The organism is Collimonas rhizosphaerae (genome assembly GCF_038896935.1).
GTDB classification, from domain to species: domain Bacteria; phylum Pseudomonadota; class Gammaproteobacteria; order Burkholderiales; family Burkholderiaceae_D; genus Collimonas; species Collimonas rhizosphaerae.
Window position 1 is genome coordinate 32,572 of record NZ_JBANDC010000015.1, and the last position, 20,405, is coordinate 52,976.

Here is a 20,405-nt window from a genome sequence, read left to right on the forward strand (position 1 = left end):
GCGTGTGATCGGCAGCAGGATTTGCGGTAGCATGGCCACAGGCTTGTTATCCGAAACAGAAATGGGACCCATGAGAAAAAAGTCTGGTGACACGGTTTCTTCGCCGGCCAAGCCCGCCGCCAAGCGGGGCAGCGGCATTGTCGACCAAAAGATCTACGACTCCGTGCTGAAGGCGGTGATGAGCCAGCGCCTGCCGCCCGGCACCAAGCTGACCGAAGCCAGCCTGTGCGAACTGTTCGCCGTCAGCCGCACTATCGTGCGCAAGGCGATCCAGCGCCTGGCACACGACCACATCCTCGAATTGCGCCCCAACCGCGGCGCCATCATCGCCCAGCCGACGCCGCAGGAAACCCGCGAAATCTTTGCCGCCCGGCGCGCCATCGAAGCGGCGATCGTGCCGCTGGCGGCCGCCAACGCCACCCGCGCCCAGATCACCCGCCTGCGCCAGATCGTGCGGGAAGAACACGCATCCTTCCATTCCGGCGACCACGCCAAATGGATACGCCTGGGCGGCGAGTTCCATATCCTGCTGTCCGACAGCGCCGGCAACCCGGTGCTGACCCGCTTCCTGCGCGAACTGGTGTCGCGTTGCTCATTGATCATCGCGCTGTACCAGGCGCCGGGCAAGACCGCCTGCCCGAACGACGAACACGAACAGCTGATCGACGCCATCGCCGCCGGCGACGCCGCGCTGGCGGTCAGGATGATGGACCAGCACCTGCTGGACATCGAACGCGCCCTGCGCCTGAGCGACGACCAGCACGAAGTGGACCTGGCCGAAATCCTCGATATCGCGTAACCGGACCAGCTTGCCTGTTGCCCCGTTTCCTCTCTTGGCGGACATTGCCCCAAGCGGTTTAAAGTGTATACAAATTATTAAAAAATGTCGCTAATCCGAGACAGGGATGCGCACTAAACCGGTTCCAGCCGGCGGCGGCCATCCCTAATTTGGCGCGGGCCTCACCAATAAATAGCGTGGCCGCTCACCAAAATCCAGCTTTCCGGCGTCTTCGCAATTTCCCATCCAAACGGCGCGGCTCGCCATCAGAAACCGTTTTTCATATGTATACAATCTGTTTTCCACATAAACCGTAATACCGTTTTTTCCTTTCTTCCTGCCCGAAAAAATTCTGGCACGGTCTTTGCGTTACATGAATCCGTTCCGGGCCGATCGCGGGGATTGCCTGCCAATGGCCCGATCCTTGCGCGACGAAGGCAAAACAAGAATTCAAGCAAGTCCGGTTTATCAATGTCGATAACAGAGGGATGGGAAAAATGGGAAAAAGAGCGAGGGCACGCGCCCGCATTTATTGCGCGCAAAAGATGGTGCTGACATTGGGAGCCGCACTGCCGTTCAGCGCAGCGCTGGCGCAGACGGCAGGCAGCACGGCGCCCGCGGCAACCGCCGAAGCGCCGCAGGCCGGCTCTTCGCTGCAGCTGGAAACCATGACGGTGACAGCGCAGCGGCGCGTCGAAAAAATCAAGGACGTGCCGATTTCGGTGACCCTGATCAAGGGCGAAACCCTGGATGTGCTCAATTCCGGCGGCCAGGATATCCGCGTACTGGCCGCCAAGGTGCCAAGCCTGAACATCGAATCGTCGAACGGCCGCACCTTCCCGCGCTTCTATATCCGCGGTTACGGCAATACCGATTTTTCCACCTTCGCCTCGCAGCCGGTATCCCTGATATTCGACGACGTGGTCCAGGAAAACGCCGCCCTCAAAGGCTTCCCGATGTTCGACCTGGCCGGCGTCGAAGTGCTGCGCGGCCCGCAAGGCACGCTGTTCGGCCGCAATACGCCGGCCGGCGTGGTCAAGTTCGATTCGGCCAAGCCGAGCCTGGACAAGGTCTCCGGCTATTACAGCATCTCCGACGGCACCCACAATACCGCCAATGCCGAAGCAGCGGTCAACGTCCCGCTGAGCGACCAATGGGCGATGCGCTTCTCGACCCTGGTGCAGCACCGCGACGACTGGGTCAGCAACAACGGCGGCGGCACGCCTTTTCTGGAGGGCTACAACGAACGCGCCGGACGCCTGCAATTCCTGTACAAACCGGACGGCACGTTCAACGCCCTGTTCAATATCCACTCGCGTGCGACCGAGGGCAGCGCGCGTTTGTTCCGCGCCAATATCCTGGAGAAAGGCAGCGACGGCTTCGTCGCCGGCTTCAGTCCTTCCCAGGTCACCTTCAACGGCTTGAACACGCAGGCTTTGCATACCGCCGGCGGCAGCGCCCGGCTGAGCTGGAACCTGGACCAGGTCAAGCTGTACTCGATCACCGGCTATGAAACCATTTCCAGCTATTTCAGCCGCGGCGACATCGACGGCGGCACGCCGACCGGCCCCGGCTTCATTCCGTTCCAGGTGCAGACCGGCGGCGGCGTCGCCGACCACAAGCAGTTCTCGCAAGAGTTCCGGGTCGAATCGAAGAACGAAGGACCGCTCAACTGGCAGACCGGCCTCTATTACTTCTATGAAGACGTAGCGGGCAACAGCTCCAACTTCGACAGCACCACCCAGCTGCAGACCAGCTACCTGCAGAACCGCCAGAAAAACACCGCCTACGCGGCATTCGGCTCGCTGACTTATGACGTCAACGACAGGCTCAAATTGCGCGGCGGCCTGCGTTACACCCAGGACAAAAAGGATTTCTCCAACGAAGTCGCCAACAACGTGACGTTCACCGGCCCCGGCTCGATCAGCGAAAGCAAATCGAACGTCAGCTGGGACCTCAGCGCCAACTATGCCTTGACCAAGGACATCAATACGTATGCACGGGTAGCCACCGGCTTCCGCGCACCGAGTATCGCGGCGCCGTCGTCCTCGGTGCCGATCACCGTGGCCAACGCGGAAACCATCACTTCCTATGAAGCGGGGATCAAGGCCGACCTGTTCAACCGCCGCGCCCGCGCCAACTTCAGCGTCTACAGTTTCGACGTCAAGAACCAGCAGCTGACGGCGGTCGGCGGCAACTCCAACTCGATCATGCTGGTGAATGCGGCCAAGACCGTAGGGCGCGGCGCCGAACTGGACCTGGAAGCGAACGTGACCGAACGCTTGCGCATGACGTTAGGCGGCAGCTACAACTACACCCAGATCCGCGATCCGAACCTGCTGGTGGCCGGCTGCGCGTCCTGCACCGTGCTCAATACCCAGGTACGGCCGGGGCTGTATTCGATCAACGGCAATTCCCTGCCGCAAGCGCCGAAGTGGATTGCCAACGTCACGGCGCGCTACGGCATCCCGATGGGCAACAACGACGAGCTGTTCTTCTATACCGACTGGGCTTATCGCAGCAAGATCAACTTCTTCCTGTACAACTCGACCGAGTTCACCGGCAAACCCTTGCTGGAAGGCGGCTTGCGCGTAGGCTACAAGTGGGATGGCGACAAGTATGAAGTCGCTGCCTTCGCCCGCAACATCACCAACAAGATCGTGGCGGTCGGCGGCATCGACTTCGACAACCGGACGGCGTTCATCAACGATCCGCGCATGTTCGGCGTGCAGTTCCGGTCGAACTTCTAAGCTGCTGCCTGGCAGTGCAATCGCAGCGATCATCCAGGGGCGGCGCAACTGCCGCGCCTGGATGATCGCGCAAGATTCCATCGGGAGAGACACATGCATGACGCTGACGGCTGCGGCAAACCCTGGCGGCGGATGGCGGCCGCCGCATGCTCCGTGCTGGCGATCGGCATCGCCTTGCTGGCGCCGGCCGGCGCCGCAGGGCAAGCCGCTTTGCCGGAGCAGAAAACCGCGGTCCTGTTTGGCGCCAACATCCGCTATTACGATATCGGCAGCGGTCCGGTGCTGGTGCTGGTGCACGGCCTGGGCAGCAGCGCCAAGGGCGACTGGGGCCAGGTCATGCTGCCGCTGGCGCAAAACCACAGGGTGCTGGCGCTGGACCAGCTGGGGTTCGGCAATTCCGACAAGCCGCAAATCGATTACGGGATCCAGACCTGGGTCGATTTCCTCGGCGAATTCCTGCGCCAGAACCAGGTAGCCGATTTCACGCTGGTAGGCGAATCATTGGGTGGATGGATCTCGGCGCAATATACGATACAAGCGTTGCGCGGCGTCGCCGCCGGTCCGAGCCTGGGCTTGCCCAAGCCGGCGCGGCTGGTGCTGTCCGATTCGGCCGGCCTGCACGCGACCATGAAGCGCCTGTCCGCGCCTCCGCCGCCCGGCAAGCCGGCAATTGTCGGCGCCTCGCTGGCTGGCGAGAAACAGCTGCTGGCGAGCGTGTTTCATTCGCCCTCCTACCAGACGGACCAGGCATTGCGCGACGGCCTGGCCTGGAGCCTGGCCAAAGGCGACGCCTGGGCCATCCGCGCAGTGCGCAATCCAGCCTTGCTCGATGAAACCGTGGACCGCCAGCTAGGCGCGATCAAGATTCCGACCCTGGTGATCTGGGGCGAACACGACAAGCTGCTGCCGCTGCAAGACGGCCGCTATTTCGCCTCGAAAATCGGCGGCGCCGAACTGAAGATCATCCCCGGCAGCGGCCATGCGCCGATGATTGAAACGCCGGATGCCTTCCTGTCGGCGCTGCAGCCGTTTTTGCGATAACCTGCGGCGGCAGCGCCGAACATGTTTTTATATTTTCCATTTGAAAGTAGCTAATCGATGAAATCGAATTCAATGCGTCGCCGCCTGCTGTCGACGGTATTCATGCTGGGACTGGCGGTTGCCGCCTTGCCATCGCACGCGCAGGCCGCCGGCAAGCGCAAGGTCATCATCGACGACGATATCGGCGGCCCGCGCGCGGCGCAGCTGATGGCGATCCAGTCATCCGACGTGGAAGTGCTCGGCATCACGATCGTCAGCGGTTCGACCTGGCGCGACGAAAATATCGCCCACGCCCTGCGCACGCTGGAAGTCATCGGCCGCAGCGATATCCCAGTCGTGCCCGGCTCGACGTTTCCCTTGCTGAATACGCAGGAAGCAACGCGGCGCTGGGAAGCGCTGTACGGCAAGCTGGTCTACAAAGGCGCCTGGATGGATGAGAAATGGCCGGACGGCACCATCCAGAGCCAGCCCAACTACCATGCCCACGACGTGGTGCCACAGCTGCCGGAAGGCATGCCGCATGCCAAGGCTTCCAACGAAATCGCCGCCAATTTCATGATCCGCAAGGTGCACGAATTCCCGGGCCAGGTCACCATCCTGGCCACCGGCCCGATGACCAACGTGGCGCTGGCGATCAGCCTCGATCCGAGTTTTGCAGAGGCCGCGAAAGAAATCGTCTACATGGGCGGCAGCCTGAATCCGCACCAGGTGCTGCCGTCCAAGTCGGCGGAACAGTTTGCGCGCGAATATATCAATACGCCGCGCCTGGAATTCAATTTCCGCTGGGACCCTGAAGCCGCGAAGATCGTCCTGCGCGCGCCGTGGAAACGGATCGTCATGGTGCCGGCCGATCCGTCCACCGCGACCGAACTCAGCGCCCGCCTGCTGAACGACATGACCAGGTCCGGCACGCCGCTGGCGCAGATGGTGAAGAAGGTCACCGAAACCGGCTTCCCCCTGTGGGATGAACTGGCCACGGCGGTCTGGCTGGATCCCGCGCTGATCAGCAAATCCGACCAGCTGTTCGTCAGCATAGACACCGACTTCGGCGCCGGTTACGGCAACACCCTGTCCTGGCCTGCCGCCTACGCGCCGGCGGGCCTGATCGCCAGCCCGACCACGGTGGTGCGCGAAGTCAACGTGCCGGCTTTTGAAAAGCTGATGATCAAGCTGATGAACCTGCCGACGCCGGCAGCCAGATAACGGCAAGGGATCGCAATGATGCTTGCCTGGGCCAGGAAAAAATTGCACAGCGCGCTGCCGGCCTTGTTGCTGGCGCCATCGCTGTACCTGCTATCTGCGCCGCAGCCGGCGCATGCGGCGCCGGCCGAACAGGTGATCGTCGATACCGACATCGGCGACGATATCGACGATGCGTTCGCCCTGGGCTTGCTGCTGAACAGCCCCGGTTTCGAGATCCTGGGTTTCACCACCGCCTGGGGCGATACCGGACTGCGCATGCAGCTGCTGGAGCGCCTGCTGCGCGAAACCGGCCATGGCGCGATTCCGATCGCACGCGGCATCGCCACCACCAGCCAGACGCCGTTCACCCAGGCCCGCTGGGCCCAGCGCGGCAGCCTGCCGCCAGCCGCGCCGCCTGCGGTGGATTTCCTGCTGCAGCAGATCCGCCGGCATCCGGGCCAGGTCACCCTGATCGCCTTGGGGCCGCTGACCAATATCGGCGCCGCGATAACCCGCGACCCCGCCACGTTCGGCAAGCTCAAGCAGGTGGTATTGATGGGCGGATCGGTCCGGGCCGGCTACCGGAAGTCGGAGTACGCGGTGGCGCGTCCGGCGGACAAGGAATACAACATCGCGGCCGATATCCCGGCCGCGCAAAAATTGTTTACCTCAGGTGTGCCTATCGTGATGATGCCGCTCGACTCTACCCAGGTCAGGCTGGATGAAGTGGAGCGCAGCGCCCTGTTTGGACACGGTTCGCCGCTGACTGACGCGCTGGCGCTGCTGTACCACCAGTGGGCCGACAGCTACCAGCCATGGTCCAGCAATACGCCGACGCTGTTCGACGCGGTGCCGGTTGCCTATCTCGCCGACCGCCGCACCTGCCCTGCCACGCCGCTGCATATCGTGGTGGACCAGGACGGCTACACCAGGGAACAGCCCGGCGCGCCAAACGCCGAGGTCTGCCTGGCGCTCGACAAGCCGCTGTTCATGGAGCTGTTCATGCGGCGCCTGCTGCAATAGTCGCAGCGCTCACTGGGCCGTCTTGTCCGACGGGTATTGCAGCGAGTCGCGCAGCAGGTAACCCATCGGCATGTTCATGTTGGTGCCTTTCGGGCCGTTCGGCTGGGTGAACCAGTAGCTGTAAATTTTTTTCAGTTCGCCTTCATTGATCAACCGCACCATTTCCTGGTCCACCAGTTTCTTGAAGGCCGGGTCATCCTTGCGGAACATCAGCGAATACGGTTCGATCGACAGCGGATCGCCAAGGATCGTGTAGTCGGCGGGATTTTTTGCCGTCGAGCGCAGGCTGTACAACAGCACGTCGTCCATCGCATAGGCATCGGCCTTGCCCTGTTCGACGAAAGCGAACGATTCGGTATCGTCCTGCGCTTCCAGCACCTTGATGTTGAGCGAACGGACGTTGCTGCGGTCGTTCACCAGGTCGATCGTGGTGGTGCTCTTGGTGATCACCATGGTCTTGTTGCGCAGGTCCGACCAGTTTTTTATGCCGCTGCCATTTTTCACCACCATCCGCACGCTGGAAAAGAAATGCGGCACGGTGAAGCCGACGCGGGTGCGCCGCTCGGCGTTGTTGGTGGTCGACCCGCATTCGATGTCGGCCTTGCCGTCGATGATGCTGGAGAAGCGGGTCGCGGAATCGACCGGCAGGTACTGCACTTTCAGGTTCGGCAGCTTCAGCTCGCGTTTGACGGCGTCGGCGATTTTCTGGCAGAGGTCGATTGAATAACCGACGATCTGCTTGTTGTCATTGGTATACGAGAAGGGCGCGGTCTGGCGGTAGGCGAAGGTGATGCTCTGGCTGTCGCGGATCTTGCCGAGCGTATCGCCGGCCGTGGCGGCGAGCGGCGCCAGGATAAGAAACAGGGTAAGGCCGTGCTTGATGGCACCATGCATATCGTAAGCTCCAATGAGTCGCGCCGCCGGCCCGGCAAAAACCAGGCCGCCGACAAATAGTTTAAGGAGCAGATTTCCCCGCGACAAATATATCAGTAGTTTTGGCGCTTGCGGTGCTTGTTGCGCAAATTGATTGCGTCAGCCCAGGGCGGCGCTCCTGCCAGGGAATCCAGGCGGAGCGCCGCCGGGAGTTTACGATTTGGCGGAGTAAAAACGATATATCGCCGTATAAGGCACGCGCGCTTCTTTCCCCAGCTGGGCCTGGTCGCAGCCATCGGCCGGCGCATTGCCGCCTGCGGTCTGCAGGCGCTGGATGCTTTTCGTCAAGCCAAACACGCCTATGCCGTCCGTCGATTTTGCAGTGAGCAGCAACCACGGGATGGCGCCGGCCACTGGCGCATCGCTGTGCGCCTGGAGTGCGCCGACCACCTTGCTGCCGTCAGTCGACTCCCAGGTCGGGCCGGCGTAGTGCTTGCCTATCTTCTGGCCATCGTTGTCGAACAGATCAGCTTCCGGCACCACGAAGCGCCACTCGAATTGGGTGGCGTCGGCTTTGGCGACAGCGCATTGGTAAATTTGCACGCCGGTCGCCTTGGCCTCGAGCGACAAGGCCTGCGTATCCGCGACCTTCAGGCTGTCGGGAACCACGATCGCTGTCGTGGCCGGTGGACTGGCGCAGCCTGCGAGCAGCAGCGCGCTCCAGGCCGTTGCTGCCGTGACCAGCATTTTTCTTGTCATTTTGCTTTCTCCATTGTGTGGATCGATAGGACCTGCCTGTTTCCAGCGTGCCTATTGTAAAGCGCTGCACTAGCTCTTGCTTTTGAACCAGGCTGCGGTGGCGGCGTCGGCCGGAAAGAAAGATTCGATCCGCAGCTCATGCACGGTGACGTCGTGCGGCGTGCCCATGGTGGTGATCGAGGTGAACAGGTTGAGCTCGACGCCGTCCTTCCTGATGGTCATCGCCAGGAACGGCAAGACGCGCGTGTCCAGGTTCGGCGTCTGGCTGGCGGCCTTGATGCCGGGCAGCGCCACCAGCTGTTCCAGCAACCTGGTGGCTTCGCTGCCGGGACCGTCGCTCATGGCCTCGCGCTGGATCCAGTGCAGCAGGTCGGCGCAGACGTCCTGCCAGTTGACCAGGTGCTTCCTGACGGCTAGCGGATCCAGCATCAGCTGCAGGATATTGACGCCTTCGCGCGGAATCGGCTGGCTGTCCGGCATGTCCAGCAGCCAGCGCATCATCATCGCCGCCGGGCCGTTGCTCATCACCAGGTTCCACAGGCGGTCCACCACCAGCGCCGGATACGGCGCCTGCTGGGCCAGCATGAAATCCAGCGCCTGCTTGACCGAGGCCAGTTCGGGATCGGACAATTTGCGCTCCTGGTAGGCCGGCGCGAAACCCGCCGCCAGCAGCATCACGTTACGCTGGCGCAGCGGGATGTCGAGCGCCGTGCCGAGTTTCAGGATCAGTTCCCGGCTCGGCTGCGAGCGCCCGCTTTCCAGGAAACTGATGTGGCGCTGCGAGACATGGCTTTCGGCCGACAGGCGCAGCTGGCTGTAGCCGCGCTTGTCGCGCCAGTAGCGCAAGGCCGTGGCGAAGTCGTTGAAGTAGCGGTTGTGTGCGGCCTGCTCCATGCCTGTTTTTTCTGCGGCTTGCGATGCGCCCATGAATTGTCTCCAAAGATTTACCGGGCAGTGTAGCCCGGTAGCCACGGATTTCAAACCGGCAGGTTCATCGCATCCAGGAAACCGGTGACGCTGCTGATCCGTCCGTCCGCCGCCACCACCGCGATGTCGGTGCCGATGGCGACCGGCTCGGCGCCGTCCGCGGCCAGGGCCCAGGAAAAGCGCACGACATCGTTATGGCCGTCTTGCTTGCCGTGCAACTTGAAACGCAAGCCGGCAAACTGCTGCTGTACCGCGCCTATCATGGCATCCAGCCCGTCATGGCCGGCGTTGCTCATCATCGGATCGACGTAGCTTGCTTCAGGGGTAAACGCGGCGGTTATCAGTGCGCGGCGGCGCGCGGCGTCGGGTTAGTTCCAGGCTGCGATGTAGCGGCTGGCGATGGACGCGGCTTCATTGGCGATATTCGTGGCGCTGGCGGTGCTGGTCATGGTCGTGCTCCTTCAAGGATGGGTTGGGAGAATTGCTTTGTCGTTGACGACAAGCGCATTTTCCGCCCAGCATCGGGCACGGTCGATTACGTCCCAGGTAATCAAATGGATGAAACTAGGGTCCCGGCGCCACTACGCCCGCCATGGAAAACAGTAGCACGCCCTGACCATCCGGCGCCTTGAGCAGCGCCGTGATCGGCTCGTCGCCGGCGCTATGTTCCAGCGTGAAATGGCGGCCGCCGTCATTGCTGCGCAACACGGTGCCGCCCATGCCGCCGGCCGCCAGCTCGCGGCCGGACAGCTGCGTGATATCGGTCAGCGACTGGGTCGTGCCGGAAGCCACCGCTTGCCAGCTCCTGCCGTCGTCGGCGCTGCGTATGACATGGCCGCGCATGCCGACCGCGACCACGGTGCTGGCGCCGTTGTCGGTAAACGCGGTGGCGCTCCAGAGCGATCCCTTTTCACCGCTGTCGATCACATCCCAGTGTTTGCCGCCGTCTTCCGAGCGGAACACGGTACCGGCTTCGGCCATGATCAGCAGCGTGCCGCTGGCGGTTGCGACAATCCGGTACAGGTGGCGGTCGGCGGCGTCGCCGCTGCTCAGCTTGACTTCGATCCAGGTCGCGCCGCCATCGCTGGTGCTCAGGGCCATGCCGAACAGGCCGACTGCCAGGCCCTTGTCGGCATCCGCGAACCAGATCGACAATATCGGCTGCTCCTGGCCGTACTGCTGGCGCAACAGCTTCCAGTGCTCGCCGCCGTCGACGGTTTTCAGCACCACGCCGTCATGGCCCGCGGCCCAGCCGGTGCTGCGGTCGATGAAAGCCACGCTGGTCAGCATGGCGCGGGTCGGCACGCTGCGCGCCTGGCGATACTCTTTGCCGTCGTCGGACAGCAGGATGACGCCATGGTCGCCAACGGCAACGATCCTGCCGCCCGCCGTGCTGACTGCTGCCAGCATGGCAGTGGCCGCGGCTTGCTGGCGCAGCTGGGCCGGCCGGCTGGTGGGCCAGCCGGAGCCGGCCGCTTCCGCTGCGAAAGGGCTGGCGCTCGCCAGCAAGAGACACAAGGCGGCAGGAAGCACGCGCAGATTATGGAATGTTGAAGGCATGGGCTTCCTCAATGAGCAATCGACGACGACATGCGCGCTGCGCCGGCGCTACGCGGGAAGATAGTCTCCAGCACCACCGCGAAAGCCGGCAGCAAAGTCACCGCCATGACCATGTTGACCAGGAACATGAAGGTCAGCAGCTTGCCCATGTCTGCCTGGAACTGCAGCGGCGAAAACGACCAGGTGGCGACGCCTATCGACAGGGTCAGCGCAGTAAACACGGTCGCCACGCCGGTCTCGTGCAAAGTACGCTCGACGGCGTCGCTGATCGCCATGCCCGCCCCAAGGTGCAGCTGCAGGCGGTTATAGATATAGAAAGCGTAGTCGACGCCGATGCCGGTGGCCAGCACCATCACCGGCAAGGTCGCCACGGTGAGGCCGATATTCAAGTCCTTCATGAACCAGTAGCCGAGCCAGGTCGCCACCGTCAGCGGCAGGCAGCAAGCCAGCATCGCGCGCCAGTCGCGGTATGCCAGCAGCACCAGCAGCAGGATGGCGGCGTACACATACAGCATCATCGGCAATTCGCTGCGTTCCAGCACTTCATTGGTGGCGGCCTGGACGCCGGCGTTGCCGCTGGCCAGCCGGATATTGACCCCGTCCAGCCGGTTCGCCAGGCGAAACTGGTCGACCGCCGCGACCACGCCCTTGATGGTGGTCGCCTTGTGGTCGCCCAGGTACAGGTTGACGCCCTGGGCGCGGCAATCCGACGAAGAAAAACCGTGCAGCTGGTTGTTGGCGCTGCCGAACTGCGAACCCAGCCCGCGCGCATCGCGCGTGATGGTTGCCATCTTCGGGTTGCCTTCATTGAGGCCGGCATTCACGCCCTTGAGCACATCGGCGACCGAACGGGTCGACAGCACGCCCGGCACGCCGTTCATCTGCTGCGCAAAATCGTCCATGAACAGCTGCGCGTCGGGACGCGAACAGGCATCCAGCTTGCCGGCCGGCGCCACCTCGAACACCACCGTCAGCCAGTCCAGGCCGACATCGAAACGCGCCGTGATATCGGCAGCGTCGCGATTGAAGCGCGCTTCCGGCCGCAGCTCGGCGGCGCCGGCCTGCAGGCTGCCGACATGGCGTCCCTGGCTTTGCCATACCGCCACGGCGAACAAGGCGGCGCCCAGCGCCACCACGATCCACGCATTGCGCGGCCGCGCCACCAGCGCCAGGCCGCCCAGCCAGCGGCTGTGCTGTTCGCGGCGGCCGATGGCGCGCTGCGCATATTCCTGCGAAAAGCTGAAATACGAAGCAGCCAGCGGCAGCATCACCAGGTTGGTGACGATCTTGTAGCCGACCCCTATCGACGCGGCAATCGCCAGTTCGCGGATCATCGGAATCGGGATCAGGGTCAGCGTGATGAAACTGATGAAAGCCGTCACCAGCGCCAGCGTGCCCGGTATCAGCAAACCGGTGAAGCTGTGGCGCGCCGCCTGTTCGGTATTGTTGCCGGCGGCGATTTCGCGCACGATGAAATTGATCTGCTGCACGCCATGCGAAACGCCGATGGCGAACACCAGGAACGGCACCAGGATGGCCAGCGGATCGAGGCCGAAACCGAGCAGCCGCAAAGTGCCGAACTGCCACACCAGCGAACTGAGCGAACAGGCCAGCGGCAGCATGGTCAGGCGCAGCGAGCGGCAGTACCAGTAAACCGCAAGCGCGGTCAGCAGCAAGGCAATGCCGAAGAATTCCATGACGCGGCTGGCTTCTTCGCCGATGTCGCCGATCGCCTTGGCGAAGCCGATGATCTGGATCTCGACGTCGGCGTTCTCGAAATGCTTGCGCACCTTGTCTTCCAGCAGCTGGTTGAAGGCGCGGTAATCGAGCTGTTGGCCGGTCTGCGGATCGCTGTCCTGCAGTTCGGCCAGCACCATGGCGCTGGTCTGGTCGCGCGACACCAGGTTGCCGAGATAGCCGCCGGCGGCGACCCGGCCGCGGATGTCGGCGATCACCTGTGGGTTGAGCTTGTCAGGAATGATGTCGCCGCCGGTGATCGGCAGGGCCTTGAAACCCTCCTCCGTGATTTCGGTAAAGAACACATTTGGCGTCCACAGCGACATGACGCTGCTGCGGTCCACGCCCTGCAGGTAATTGACCGCGTCCGTCACGCCCATCAGCTGGCGCAGCACCGGCGGATTCCAGATCGTGCCGTGGCGCGCGTGCACCACCACGATCAGGCGGTTGGCGCCGAACAGCGCTTCCCGGTACTGGTTGAAGGTCTTGATGTAGGCGTGCTGCTGTGGCAAGGTTTTTTCAAATCCGGCCGACATGCGCAACCCCAGCGCCAGCACCGCCATGCACAGCGTAAATGCAGCGAACGCCAGCAGCACCGCAAAGCGCCGCCGGAACAGGACCGATTCCAGCCCTGCCACCAGCCGCTGCAGCCGGCCATCCTTGCCAAGACCCTGGGTTGAACTACTCATGCCTGCATCCAATCGCTGGTTAGCTGCTTCATCAGAACGAAGTCGTGAAGCTGAAGGTGGCGAAATCGCGGTCGCGGCTCAGGTTGGACAAGCCGCCGCCGTAGTTGTGGGTGTAGTCGACGCGCATCTTGGTGGCCGGCTTGGTCTTGAAGTCCACTGTCAGGCCCAGCACCACCGCGCCCGCACCCTGGATGAAACCCGGCAAGGCGCTGGCGGATACGCCAGACATGCCGTACGACAGCGACAGGTCGGGTGCATAGGAAGCCTGGCCGCCGAACGCGGCGGGATAGTTGACGCCGATCTGCGCCACCAGGCCGCTCGACAGTTTGGTCGGCGACCGGTAGTCGGACGCCACCGAATAAGGGATGCCGCGGTTGAGGTCAAGGTCAGGATAGTAGGCCGCCGCCAGTTCCGAGGTAAACGTGCCCTCGGTCGCGCCCAGCGCGCGCAGCAAGCCGCCGAAGCTGCCGCCCGGGGTGAAGATGTTGAGCGCGGTCAGGTGGAACTGGTATTTCTTCTGGTCGACCGCGCCGCGGCAGACATAGCCGGTGGGACGGTAGTTGGCTGGATTCAGGTCGGCATTGCAGTAATACGGATTGTTCGGATTGCTGACGATGGTCGGATCGATGGGCGTGCTTTCCTTCGGACGGAACGACAGCTCGGTGCCGAAAGCCCAGTCGCCGGCGCGGGTGTTGTACGAGACCCCGAACAGGTTGCGGTCCTCGGCGTAGTCCAGGTAAATCTCTTGCCAGCCGAATGGATTGGCGGTGGCGCCCTGGTTGACGCGGATGCTGGCGAACGGAATCTTGTCGTGATAGCGGATGTAGTACAGCGCCAGTTCGTCGCCGCTGTCGGGAAAGGTATAGCGGGTCGACAGCCCGAACTGGCCGCTGTTCCTGGGATTGCGGTCGACGCCGCGCGGGATCACGCTGCCGCTGTGGACCAGCGGACCGTACAAGGGATTCAGGTTGGGATCGGCCAGTTCGCTCGCCGACAGCTGCCGGTTGAACGGCAGCCCGGTGCTCGGATTGATGCCGATGATGCGGGTGCCGGTATCGCCCACGGTGCCGGGCGGCGCCGGCGGCAGGCCGAGCGGGCCGGTCACCGAATTGACCAGCGAGGTCGGCAGGAAAGCGCCGGTGGAACCGCGGCCGACGATATCGCTGGTGGAGAAGAAGGTGCCGACCGGATCGAATTCATAACCGTTCCAGCGCGTCTGGTAATAACCTTCGACGCTCAGGCCCTTGGCCACTTCGGCATTCAGGGACAGGATCGGCGCCGGCCGGAAAATCTCTTTCAGCTGCACCCCCGGGCTATGGGCGCGGCGCACATCGATGGCATTGATCGAATTGATCCCGCCGGGAATGAAAATGTCTTCGCCCCAGCTGATCACCTGGTTGCCGACCCGCGCCCGCACCGGATGCTGGTCGATCTCGAATTCCTTGTTGACGTAGGCGTCCAGCAGGCGGATGTCGTGCACCGCATGGCTGCGCGCATCGGGTTCCAGGTCGGCGTAACGGGTGCGGTCGGCGGCGAAATCGTAGGACCACGCGGCCCGCATCAGGCCGCTCCAGCCGTCCGGCGCTTTCAGGAACAGGTCATGCACGCCGCGCAAGGTCGCCGAGAACACCTGCCCGCTCTTGTAGTTGAGATTGCCGTTGTCCTGGTTGAGCCTGGTCAAGTCATACGACTGGTTGAAATTGACCGGATCGCGGTGCGCGATGCCGACCTGGTCGCTGCTGGCGCAGCCGCCGTTGTCCTGGCCGATGAAGGCGCAGTTCGGGCTGGAGGTGCGCACCGCCATGCCGAAGGAAATGGAAGAGTCGAAGCTGCCCCTGAGGCCGTTGCCCAGGTCGAACTGCTCGGCGCTGGCCGTATGGCTGAACACCGTCGAGCTGCCCCACACCAGGGCCACCACCATGCCCGGCTTGAAACCCGACTGCCTGCCCTGCCTCATCTTCCTCGCCATCTTCTTCATCCTTCTCTCCCCGGGATACGAACAAACTGCGCGATTTTTTTATGGACGGCGGTCAGCGGCTGGCAAAGCGGCGCAGGCCGTCTGGTTCAAACATCGATTCCTTGACCCGGCCTTCGCGCCCGGCCAGCCAATCGGACTGTTTTTGCCCGGCCGGGATACGTTCGGCGATGTAGCGTCCCATCGACAGGTCGTAACTGGCATAACCTTCCTGCACGCAGGCCGGCAGTTCGGTCGCCATCACCACCCCGCTTTCCATCACGCGCTGCACCTTGCCCTGGCCGTCGTACAGGTCTTGCACCAGGATCTGCCAGGAATCTTCATCCAGGTAAAACGTCCGTTTCGGAAAAGTGTGGCGTGCGCCCTGCTTGACGATCGCTTCCACTTCCCACACGCGATGGGTTTCGTAGCGTGTCATGTCGCGGTTGAGGAACGTCGGCTGCACCACGTCGCCGATCTTGTTTTCCACGGCGTTGACCTTGTTCCAGTTGTAGGGAACGATCATTTCCTTCTTGCCGACCAGCTTGAAGTCGTAGCGGTCCAGCGGGCCGTTGTACATGGTGTACTGGTCGATGGTTTCCAGGTTTTCATCGTTCAGGATGGGCGCGTCGTAGGAATAGGTCGGCGCCCGGCGCACCCGGCGCTGGCTGGCGAAGTACAGCCAGATATCGTTGGTCTTGCCGATGTAGGCATGCGACAAGGTGACGTCGCCGGCGAACTGGGCCGGCGCGATGTACGGGCTCAGGTAAAGCGATTCGATGCCCTTGGCGCCGGCGATCGTGTTGTTCTTTGGATTCGACAGCGGGAACATGATGTAGTCTTCCTGGATCAGCGGCTCGCCGATGCCGCTGCCGCCTTTCGGCGGGATCGCCGTGGCATAGGCCCAGGTCAGGCCCTCGCCCTGGTAGCGCATCTTGAAATTCCACATTGCCTCGACGCCGTTGGCCGGCATCGGGAACGGATAACCGGCAGTCTTGGCTTCCACCAGCTCGTAGCCGTTTTGCCCGATCTTGGCGAAACCGACATTTTCCTTGCTGCGCTGGTACACCACGTCCGGATAACCGCAGGAACGGTGGGTCGGATAGACATCCATGCGGTAACCCTTGATGCTCTTGATCAGCTGCACCTGGCCGGGCGACAGCTTGGCGGCATATTTGTCGACATTGGCGGCAGTGATCGAAGACACCGCCTTGTCGGCCGCATACGGATTGGGACGCGGCTGGCCAGCCTTGTAGCCGCCCGCCGCGGCGAGGTCGCCGCCGCTCCAGGCCGGGATCGTGCCATCCTTGTTGCCGGCCTTTTCGGCGCCGACCGGCGTCAGCTCGGCGCCCAGCCTGGCTGCCTGCTGCGCCCACAGCGGCGCGGTCAACAGGCAGCAGGCCCAGGCGGCGGACAGCATCACCACGGATGCCCTCGGTTTGATCGGGTGCATTTTTATCTCCTCGCAGGTCACATCACAAAATCATTGGAATTCGATGAACAATCCTGTTGCTTCTTTATTGCGGCTGGCGCGGAGCAAACGCGACGGCTACCGCAGGCATCCCGAGCAGCACCGTTGCCCCCAGCACCATGCCGAACCGCTCGGCGCCAAGAGCGGTCAGCAGCCAGCCGGCCAGGGTGGTGCCGAACGCCACGCCGAGCAGCGTCACCACCACCGTACGGGACACCAGCGAGCCGTCTTCGTCAATCTCCGACAGCAAGCCGGTCAGAAAGGGAACCAATGCGTAGAAACCGATGTTGAGCAGCAGCTGGCTGCTGAAATAGGCGGCGCCGCTGCGCGCCGAGAAGAACCACATCAGGGAAACGATCATCAGCAGCTGGGCAGCGCAGATAATCGCGATGCGATGGCGATGGCTGCCGCGCCAGGAGGAGGCGACGCAGCCGGCGAAACCGAGGAAAGATGAAATCGACAGCAGCATGCCGATGGTCGAGGTGGCCAGGCCGGCGTGCTGGCCGGCCAGTTCGGTGACCGCCCACTGCCCTGCCTGCACGCCGTAGATCAATACGGTGAGAATCCAGACGGCGGCGATGCGCAGCCATGGCAAGCCGGCGCCGGCAGATTTGCGCGGACGGCGCTCGTCGACGATATCGCGGCTGGCGCGCAGCAGCAGCGGCGCGGCGCAGGCGACCAAGGCGCCCATGGCAAGGAACAGCCATTGCGCCGCCCAGCGCTCCGGCAGGTAGGAAATGCCGATCAGCAGCGCGCCGTTGACCAGCCCGGCGACCAGGATGATCACGCCCCAGATGCGTTCCGCCGACGGCTGGTTGGCGACGCTGGCCGCCACCAGCATGAACAGCATCCCTTCGAACACGCCAGCCAGGCCGCGGGCGACGCCGACTGCCTGCGCTCCGGCCAGCAGCGCGCTGGCGACCTGGGCGGCGACAGTGCCGGCGGCGCCGATCCAGGCGAAGCGCAAGGCGTAGCGCGACGCCCAACGCGGCAGCACCATGCAGCTGAGCGCCATGCCCAGCATTTCGAAGCCGGTCATCATGGTGGCCTGGCCCTCGTCCAGGCCGAAGCGCCGCATCAGGGCAGAGACGATGAACGGCGTCAGGATGGTGCCGTTGATCGCTACCGCATACACGATCGCCAGCCGCAGCATGGCGCGCGGACCGGGCGCGGCCGGCGCCAAGGCCGTGCCGGGACCGTCGGCGGCGAACGCCGGCGCGGCATGCGCCTGTGTCACAACGGCCGGGGCCGGCGCTGCACTTGAAGCCATCTCTTGGTCTCCCTCGGGCGGGTTGATATGATGTTTTTACAGCGGGACGAACATCCTGCCTGCGCGGCCATCCGTCTGTCGCGGAATGCGGCTGCGCCAATCTCTCGGCTCTGCAACTCTACAACTGCGCTACCAGCGCACCACCTGGCTGGTCAGGCCGCGCTCTTCCAGATAGCGCTTGCGCCCGGCCTGCCCTTTCTTTTCAAACCAGTTGATGATCTTGCCGATCTTGTTCGGGAACAGCATGGCCAGCCGCACCAGCATCGCGTCCGACACTTTCGGGTAACGCTCGTAGCGCGGCTCCAGCAGCATGCGCAGCATTTCATCCGCCACATGCGACGGGCTCTGCGGCGGATCGATGAAATTGAGGGCGCTGCCGCCGGTCAGCGCTTCATGGCGCAGCTGTGCGGTATCCACCGACGACGGCAAGATGCCGCCGACCTTGATGCCCTTCTTTTCGAAATCCACCGCGATCGACAAAGTCGCGCCACGCAAACCGAATTTGCTTGCACTGTACAACGGACTCTCCGGCATCGGCAAGACGCCGCCCAGGGAAATCGTGTTGATGATGCGCGGGTCCGGCGCCTGCTTGAGCAGCGGCACCATGATGCGCGACAGCAGCAGCGGCGTGATCAGGTTGATATGCAGGTCGCTTTCGATATGGTCGAGCGTATATTCGTCGAAGCGGTCGGTGCGCACCACGGCGGCGTTGTTCAGCAGGATGTCCAGGCGGCCGAACTTTTCCTCTACCGTCTGGCAGATATGCTCCAGCAGCGAACGCTGGCATAGATCGCCGGCAATCAGCAGCGGTTCCTGTTTCAGTTCGGCGGCGAGTTCGGCCAGGCCGTCCTGGTTCAAATCGCACAGCACCAGGCGCAGGCCGGCATCGTCGAGGCGCTTGGCGATCTCGCGGCCGATGCCGCCGGCGGCGCCGGTCAGCAGGGCGACCCGCCCGGCAAATTCCGGGCCGAGCTTCATGCCGCCTCCTGCAAGGCGTCTTTCCGCGGCTGCGGCGCAACTGCCGCCGGCGCCTGGATCATCTGCCGGTAATCGCCGTCGCGCAATGCCGGCCAGCCGATACGCTTGTGCAGCTTCTTCAGGTAGCGCTTGAGCGCGTGCACTTCCAGGTACACCGTATGGCGTTGCGACTTGACGAACTTGATGCCGCCCGACAGGTCGGGATCGTCGTGCGCGATCAGCTCATCGAAGGCGCGCACCCGCTCCGCGCCCGCGCCCTGCTCGCGCAGGTAGCTGGCGATCAGGTGGGCTTGCGCATCGAACAGCTTGAAAGCGCTGGAGTTGGTTTCTATATAACCGATGCCGAACAGGTTGCGGTGCAGGCGGCTGAACACCGACAGGTACATCTGCGGCCGTCCGCCCTGCCACTCGAAATATTTGCCGGCGTACGGCGCGCTCCATTTGTAGCCGGTGGCGTACAGCACCAGGTCCAGCTGTTCCCGGCTGCCGTCCTTGAACACCACCTCATCGCCGTCGTAGCGCTCGACGTCCGGGCGCACCGCGATGTTGCCGTGCTGCAGATGGTGCAGCAATTGCGTGTTCATCAAGGGATGGCTTTCGAACAGCTTGTGGTCCGGCTTGGGCAGGCCGAAGCGGGTCAGGTCGCCGGTGATCATCTTGAGTATGCCGCTGAACACCGGCCGCTCCAGCCACATCGGCAGTTGCGGCCCTTTTTCGGCAAACTCGTCGGCCGGGACGCCGAACAGATGCTTGGGGATGAAATGATAGCCGCGGCGCATGCTGATGAATGCGGCATCGGCGTAGGTGGCGGCGTCGCAGGAAATGTCGGCGCCGGAATTGCCGGCGCCGACCACCATCACCCGCTTGCCCTTGAATTCCTCGCCGCACTTGTAGCTTACCGAGTGGCGGATATCGCCGCTGAAATTGCCCTTGATTTCCGGCAGGCTGGGGTCCCAGTTGCAGCCGGTGGCGCAGATCACTGCGCGATAGTGGCGCTGCTCGCCGTTCCCCAGCGTGACTTGCCAGCGCTGGTCGGGCAGCTTGTCGATGGCCAGCACCGAGACGCCGAAACGGATATTGTCGTACAGGCCGAAGGCGCGCGCGAATGACCTGACGTAGGCGACGATCTGCCGGTTGGTCGGATAGTCCGGATAGTCTTTCGGCATGGGGAAATCGGCATAACCCGACAGGTCGCGCGATGAAATGAAATGCGCCGATTCGTACATCGGGCTGCCCGGATTGTCCATGTCCCAGATGCCGCCGACGTCGCTGTGGCGCTCGAACTGTTCGTAGCTGATGCCTTGCCGCTTGAGGGCGCGGGCGGCGCTCAGGCCGCCGGGACCGCCGCCGATAATGCACACTGCTGCGTTGCTGCTGGAAACGGATGAAGCACTCATTGGCAATCTCCTGGAC

At 63.2% G+C, this 20,405-nt stretch carries 16 protein-coding genes; 5 read left to right on the forward strand and 11 right to left on the reverse strand.

All coding sequences use genetic code 11. The annotated features are described in order from the left end of the window. The first annotated feature begins 70 nt into the window (after positions 1-70). From V8G57_RS19190 to V8G57_RS19210, 5 genes are all read left to right on the forward strand, one after another. Positions 71-799 carry a GntR family transcriptional regulator gene (locus tag V8G57_RS19190; RefSeq protein ID WP_254785181.1) on the forward strand — a complete coding sequence of 243 codons (729 nt, stop codon included), beginning with the start codon at positions 71-73 and terminating at the stop codon, positions 797-799. 476 nt (positions 800-1,275) lie between these two features. After that, complete coding sequence (locus V8G57_RS19195; protein ID WP_175501102.1) at positions 1,276-3,528, forward strand: TonB-dependent receptor; 2,253 nt, start codon at positions 1,276-1,278, stop codon at positions 3,526-3,528. Between the two features lie 93 nt (positions 3,529-3,621). After that, positions 3,622-4,569, forward strand: coding sequence for an alpha/beta fold hydrolase (locus V8G57_RS19200; RefSeq protein ID WP_342830712.1), 948 nt, complete (start codon positions 3,622-3,624; stop codon positions 4,567-4,569). Between the two features lie 57 nt (positions 4,570-4,626). Beyond that, positions 4,627-5,772 (forward strand): nucleoside hydrolase, encoded by a 1,146-nt coding sequence (locus V8G57_RS19205; protein WP_342830713.1) that lies wholly within the window; start codon positions 4,627-4,629, stop codon positions 5,770-5,772. A 15-nt stretch (positions 5,773-5,787) separates the two neighbouring features. Then, positions 5,788-6,774, forward strand: a complete 987-nt coding sequence (locus V8G57_RS19210; RefSeq protein ID WP_342830714.1) for a nucleoside hydrolase — start codon at positions 5,788-5,790, stop codon at positions 6,772-6,774. A 9-nt stretch (positions 6,775-6,783) separates the two neighbouring features. Here V8G57_RS19210 and V8G57_RS19215 read toward each other — a convergent pair whose 3' ends face one another. The 11 genes from V8G57_RS19215 to V8G57_RS19265 form a co-directional block, all read right to left on the reverse strand. Continuing rightward, positions 6,784-7,668: an amino acid ABC transporter substrate-binding protein gene (locus V8G57_RS19215; RefSeq protein ID WP_254785183.1), complete on the reverse strand. Its 885-nt coding sequence runs from the start codon at positions 7,666-7,668 to the stop codon at positions 6,784-6,786. 192 nt (positions 7,669-7,860) lie between these two features. Then, the gene (locus tag V8G57_RS19220) at positions 7,861-8,406 is read right to left on the reverse strand and encodes a DUF3455 domain-containing protein (RefSeq protein WP_342830715.1); all 546 of its coding nucleotides are present in this window, start codon (positions 8,404-8,406) and stop codon (positions 7,861-7,863) included. Positions 8,407-8,475: 69 nt separating this feature from the next. Then, positions 8,476-9,333, reverse strand: a complete 858-nt coding sequence (locus tag V8G57_RS19225) for a helix-turn-helix domain-containing protein (protein WP_342830716.1) — start codon at positions 9,331-9,333, stop codon at positions 8,476-8,478. 50 nt (positions 9,334-9,383) lie between these two features. Next, positions 9,384-9,677 (reverse strand): nuclear transport factor 2 family protein, encoded by a 294-nt coding sequence (locus tag V8G57_RS19230; RefSeq protein ID WP_342830778.1) that lies wholly within the window; start codon positions 9,675-9,677, stop codon positions 9,384-9,386. Positions 9,678-9,897: 220 nt separating this feature from the next. Then, positions 9,898-10,893, reverse strand: a complete 996-nt coding sequence (locus tag V8G57_RS19235) for a WD40/YVTN/BNR-like repeat-containing protein (protein ID WP_342830717.1) — start codon at positions 10,891-10,893, stop codon at positions 9,898-9,900. 8 nt (positions 10,894-10,901) lie between these two features. Beyond that, positions 10,902-13,319 (reverse strand): efflux RND transporter permease subunit, encoded by a 2,418-nt coding sequence (locus V8G57_RS19240; RefSeq protein WP_425458307.1) that lies wholly within the window; start codon positions 13,317-13,319, stop codon positions 10,902-10,904. A gap of 31 nt (positions 13,320-13,350) precedes the next feature. Further along, complete coding sequence (locus V8G57_RS19245) at positions 13,351-15,297, reverse strand: DUF1302 domain-containing protein (RefSeq protein WP_342830718.1); 1,947 nt, start codon at positions 15,295-15,297, stop codon at positions 13,351-13,353. Between the two features lie 52 nt (positions 15,298-15,349). Then, a complete protein-coding gene (locus V8G57_RS19250; protein WP_342830719.1) occupies positions 15,350-16,726 on the reverse strand; it encodes a DUF1329 domain-containing protein in 1,377 nt (458 codons plus the stop codon). A gap of 64 nt (positions 16,727-16,790) precedes the next feature. Beyond that, positions 16,791-18,014: an MFS transporter gene (locus tag V8G57_RS19255; protein ID WP_092400195.1), complete on the reverse strand. Its 1,224-nt coding sequence runs from the start codon at positions 18,012-18,014 to the stop codon at positions 16,791-16,793. 129 nt (positions 18,015-18,143) lie between these two features. After that, on the reverse strand, positions 18,144-18,992 hold the full coding sequence (locus tag V8G57_RS19260) for an SDR family NAD(P)-dependent oxidoreductase (RefSeq protein WP_342830720.1): 849 nt from the start codon (positions 18,990-18,992) through the stop codon (positions 18,144-18,146). Beyond that, positions 18,989-20,389 carry a flavin-containing monooxygenase gene (locus V8G57_RS19265; RefSeq protein ID WP_342830721.1) on the reverse strand — a complete coding sequence of 467 codons (1,401 nt, stop codon included), beginning with the start codon at positions 20,387-20,389 and terminating at the stop codon, positions 18,989-18,991. The genes V8G57_RS19260 and V8G57_RS19265 overlap by 4 nt, the downstream gene beginning before the upstream one ends. Between the last annotated feature and the right edge of the window lie 16 nt (positions 20,390-20,405).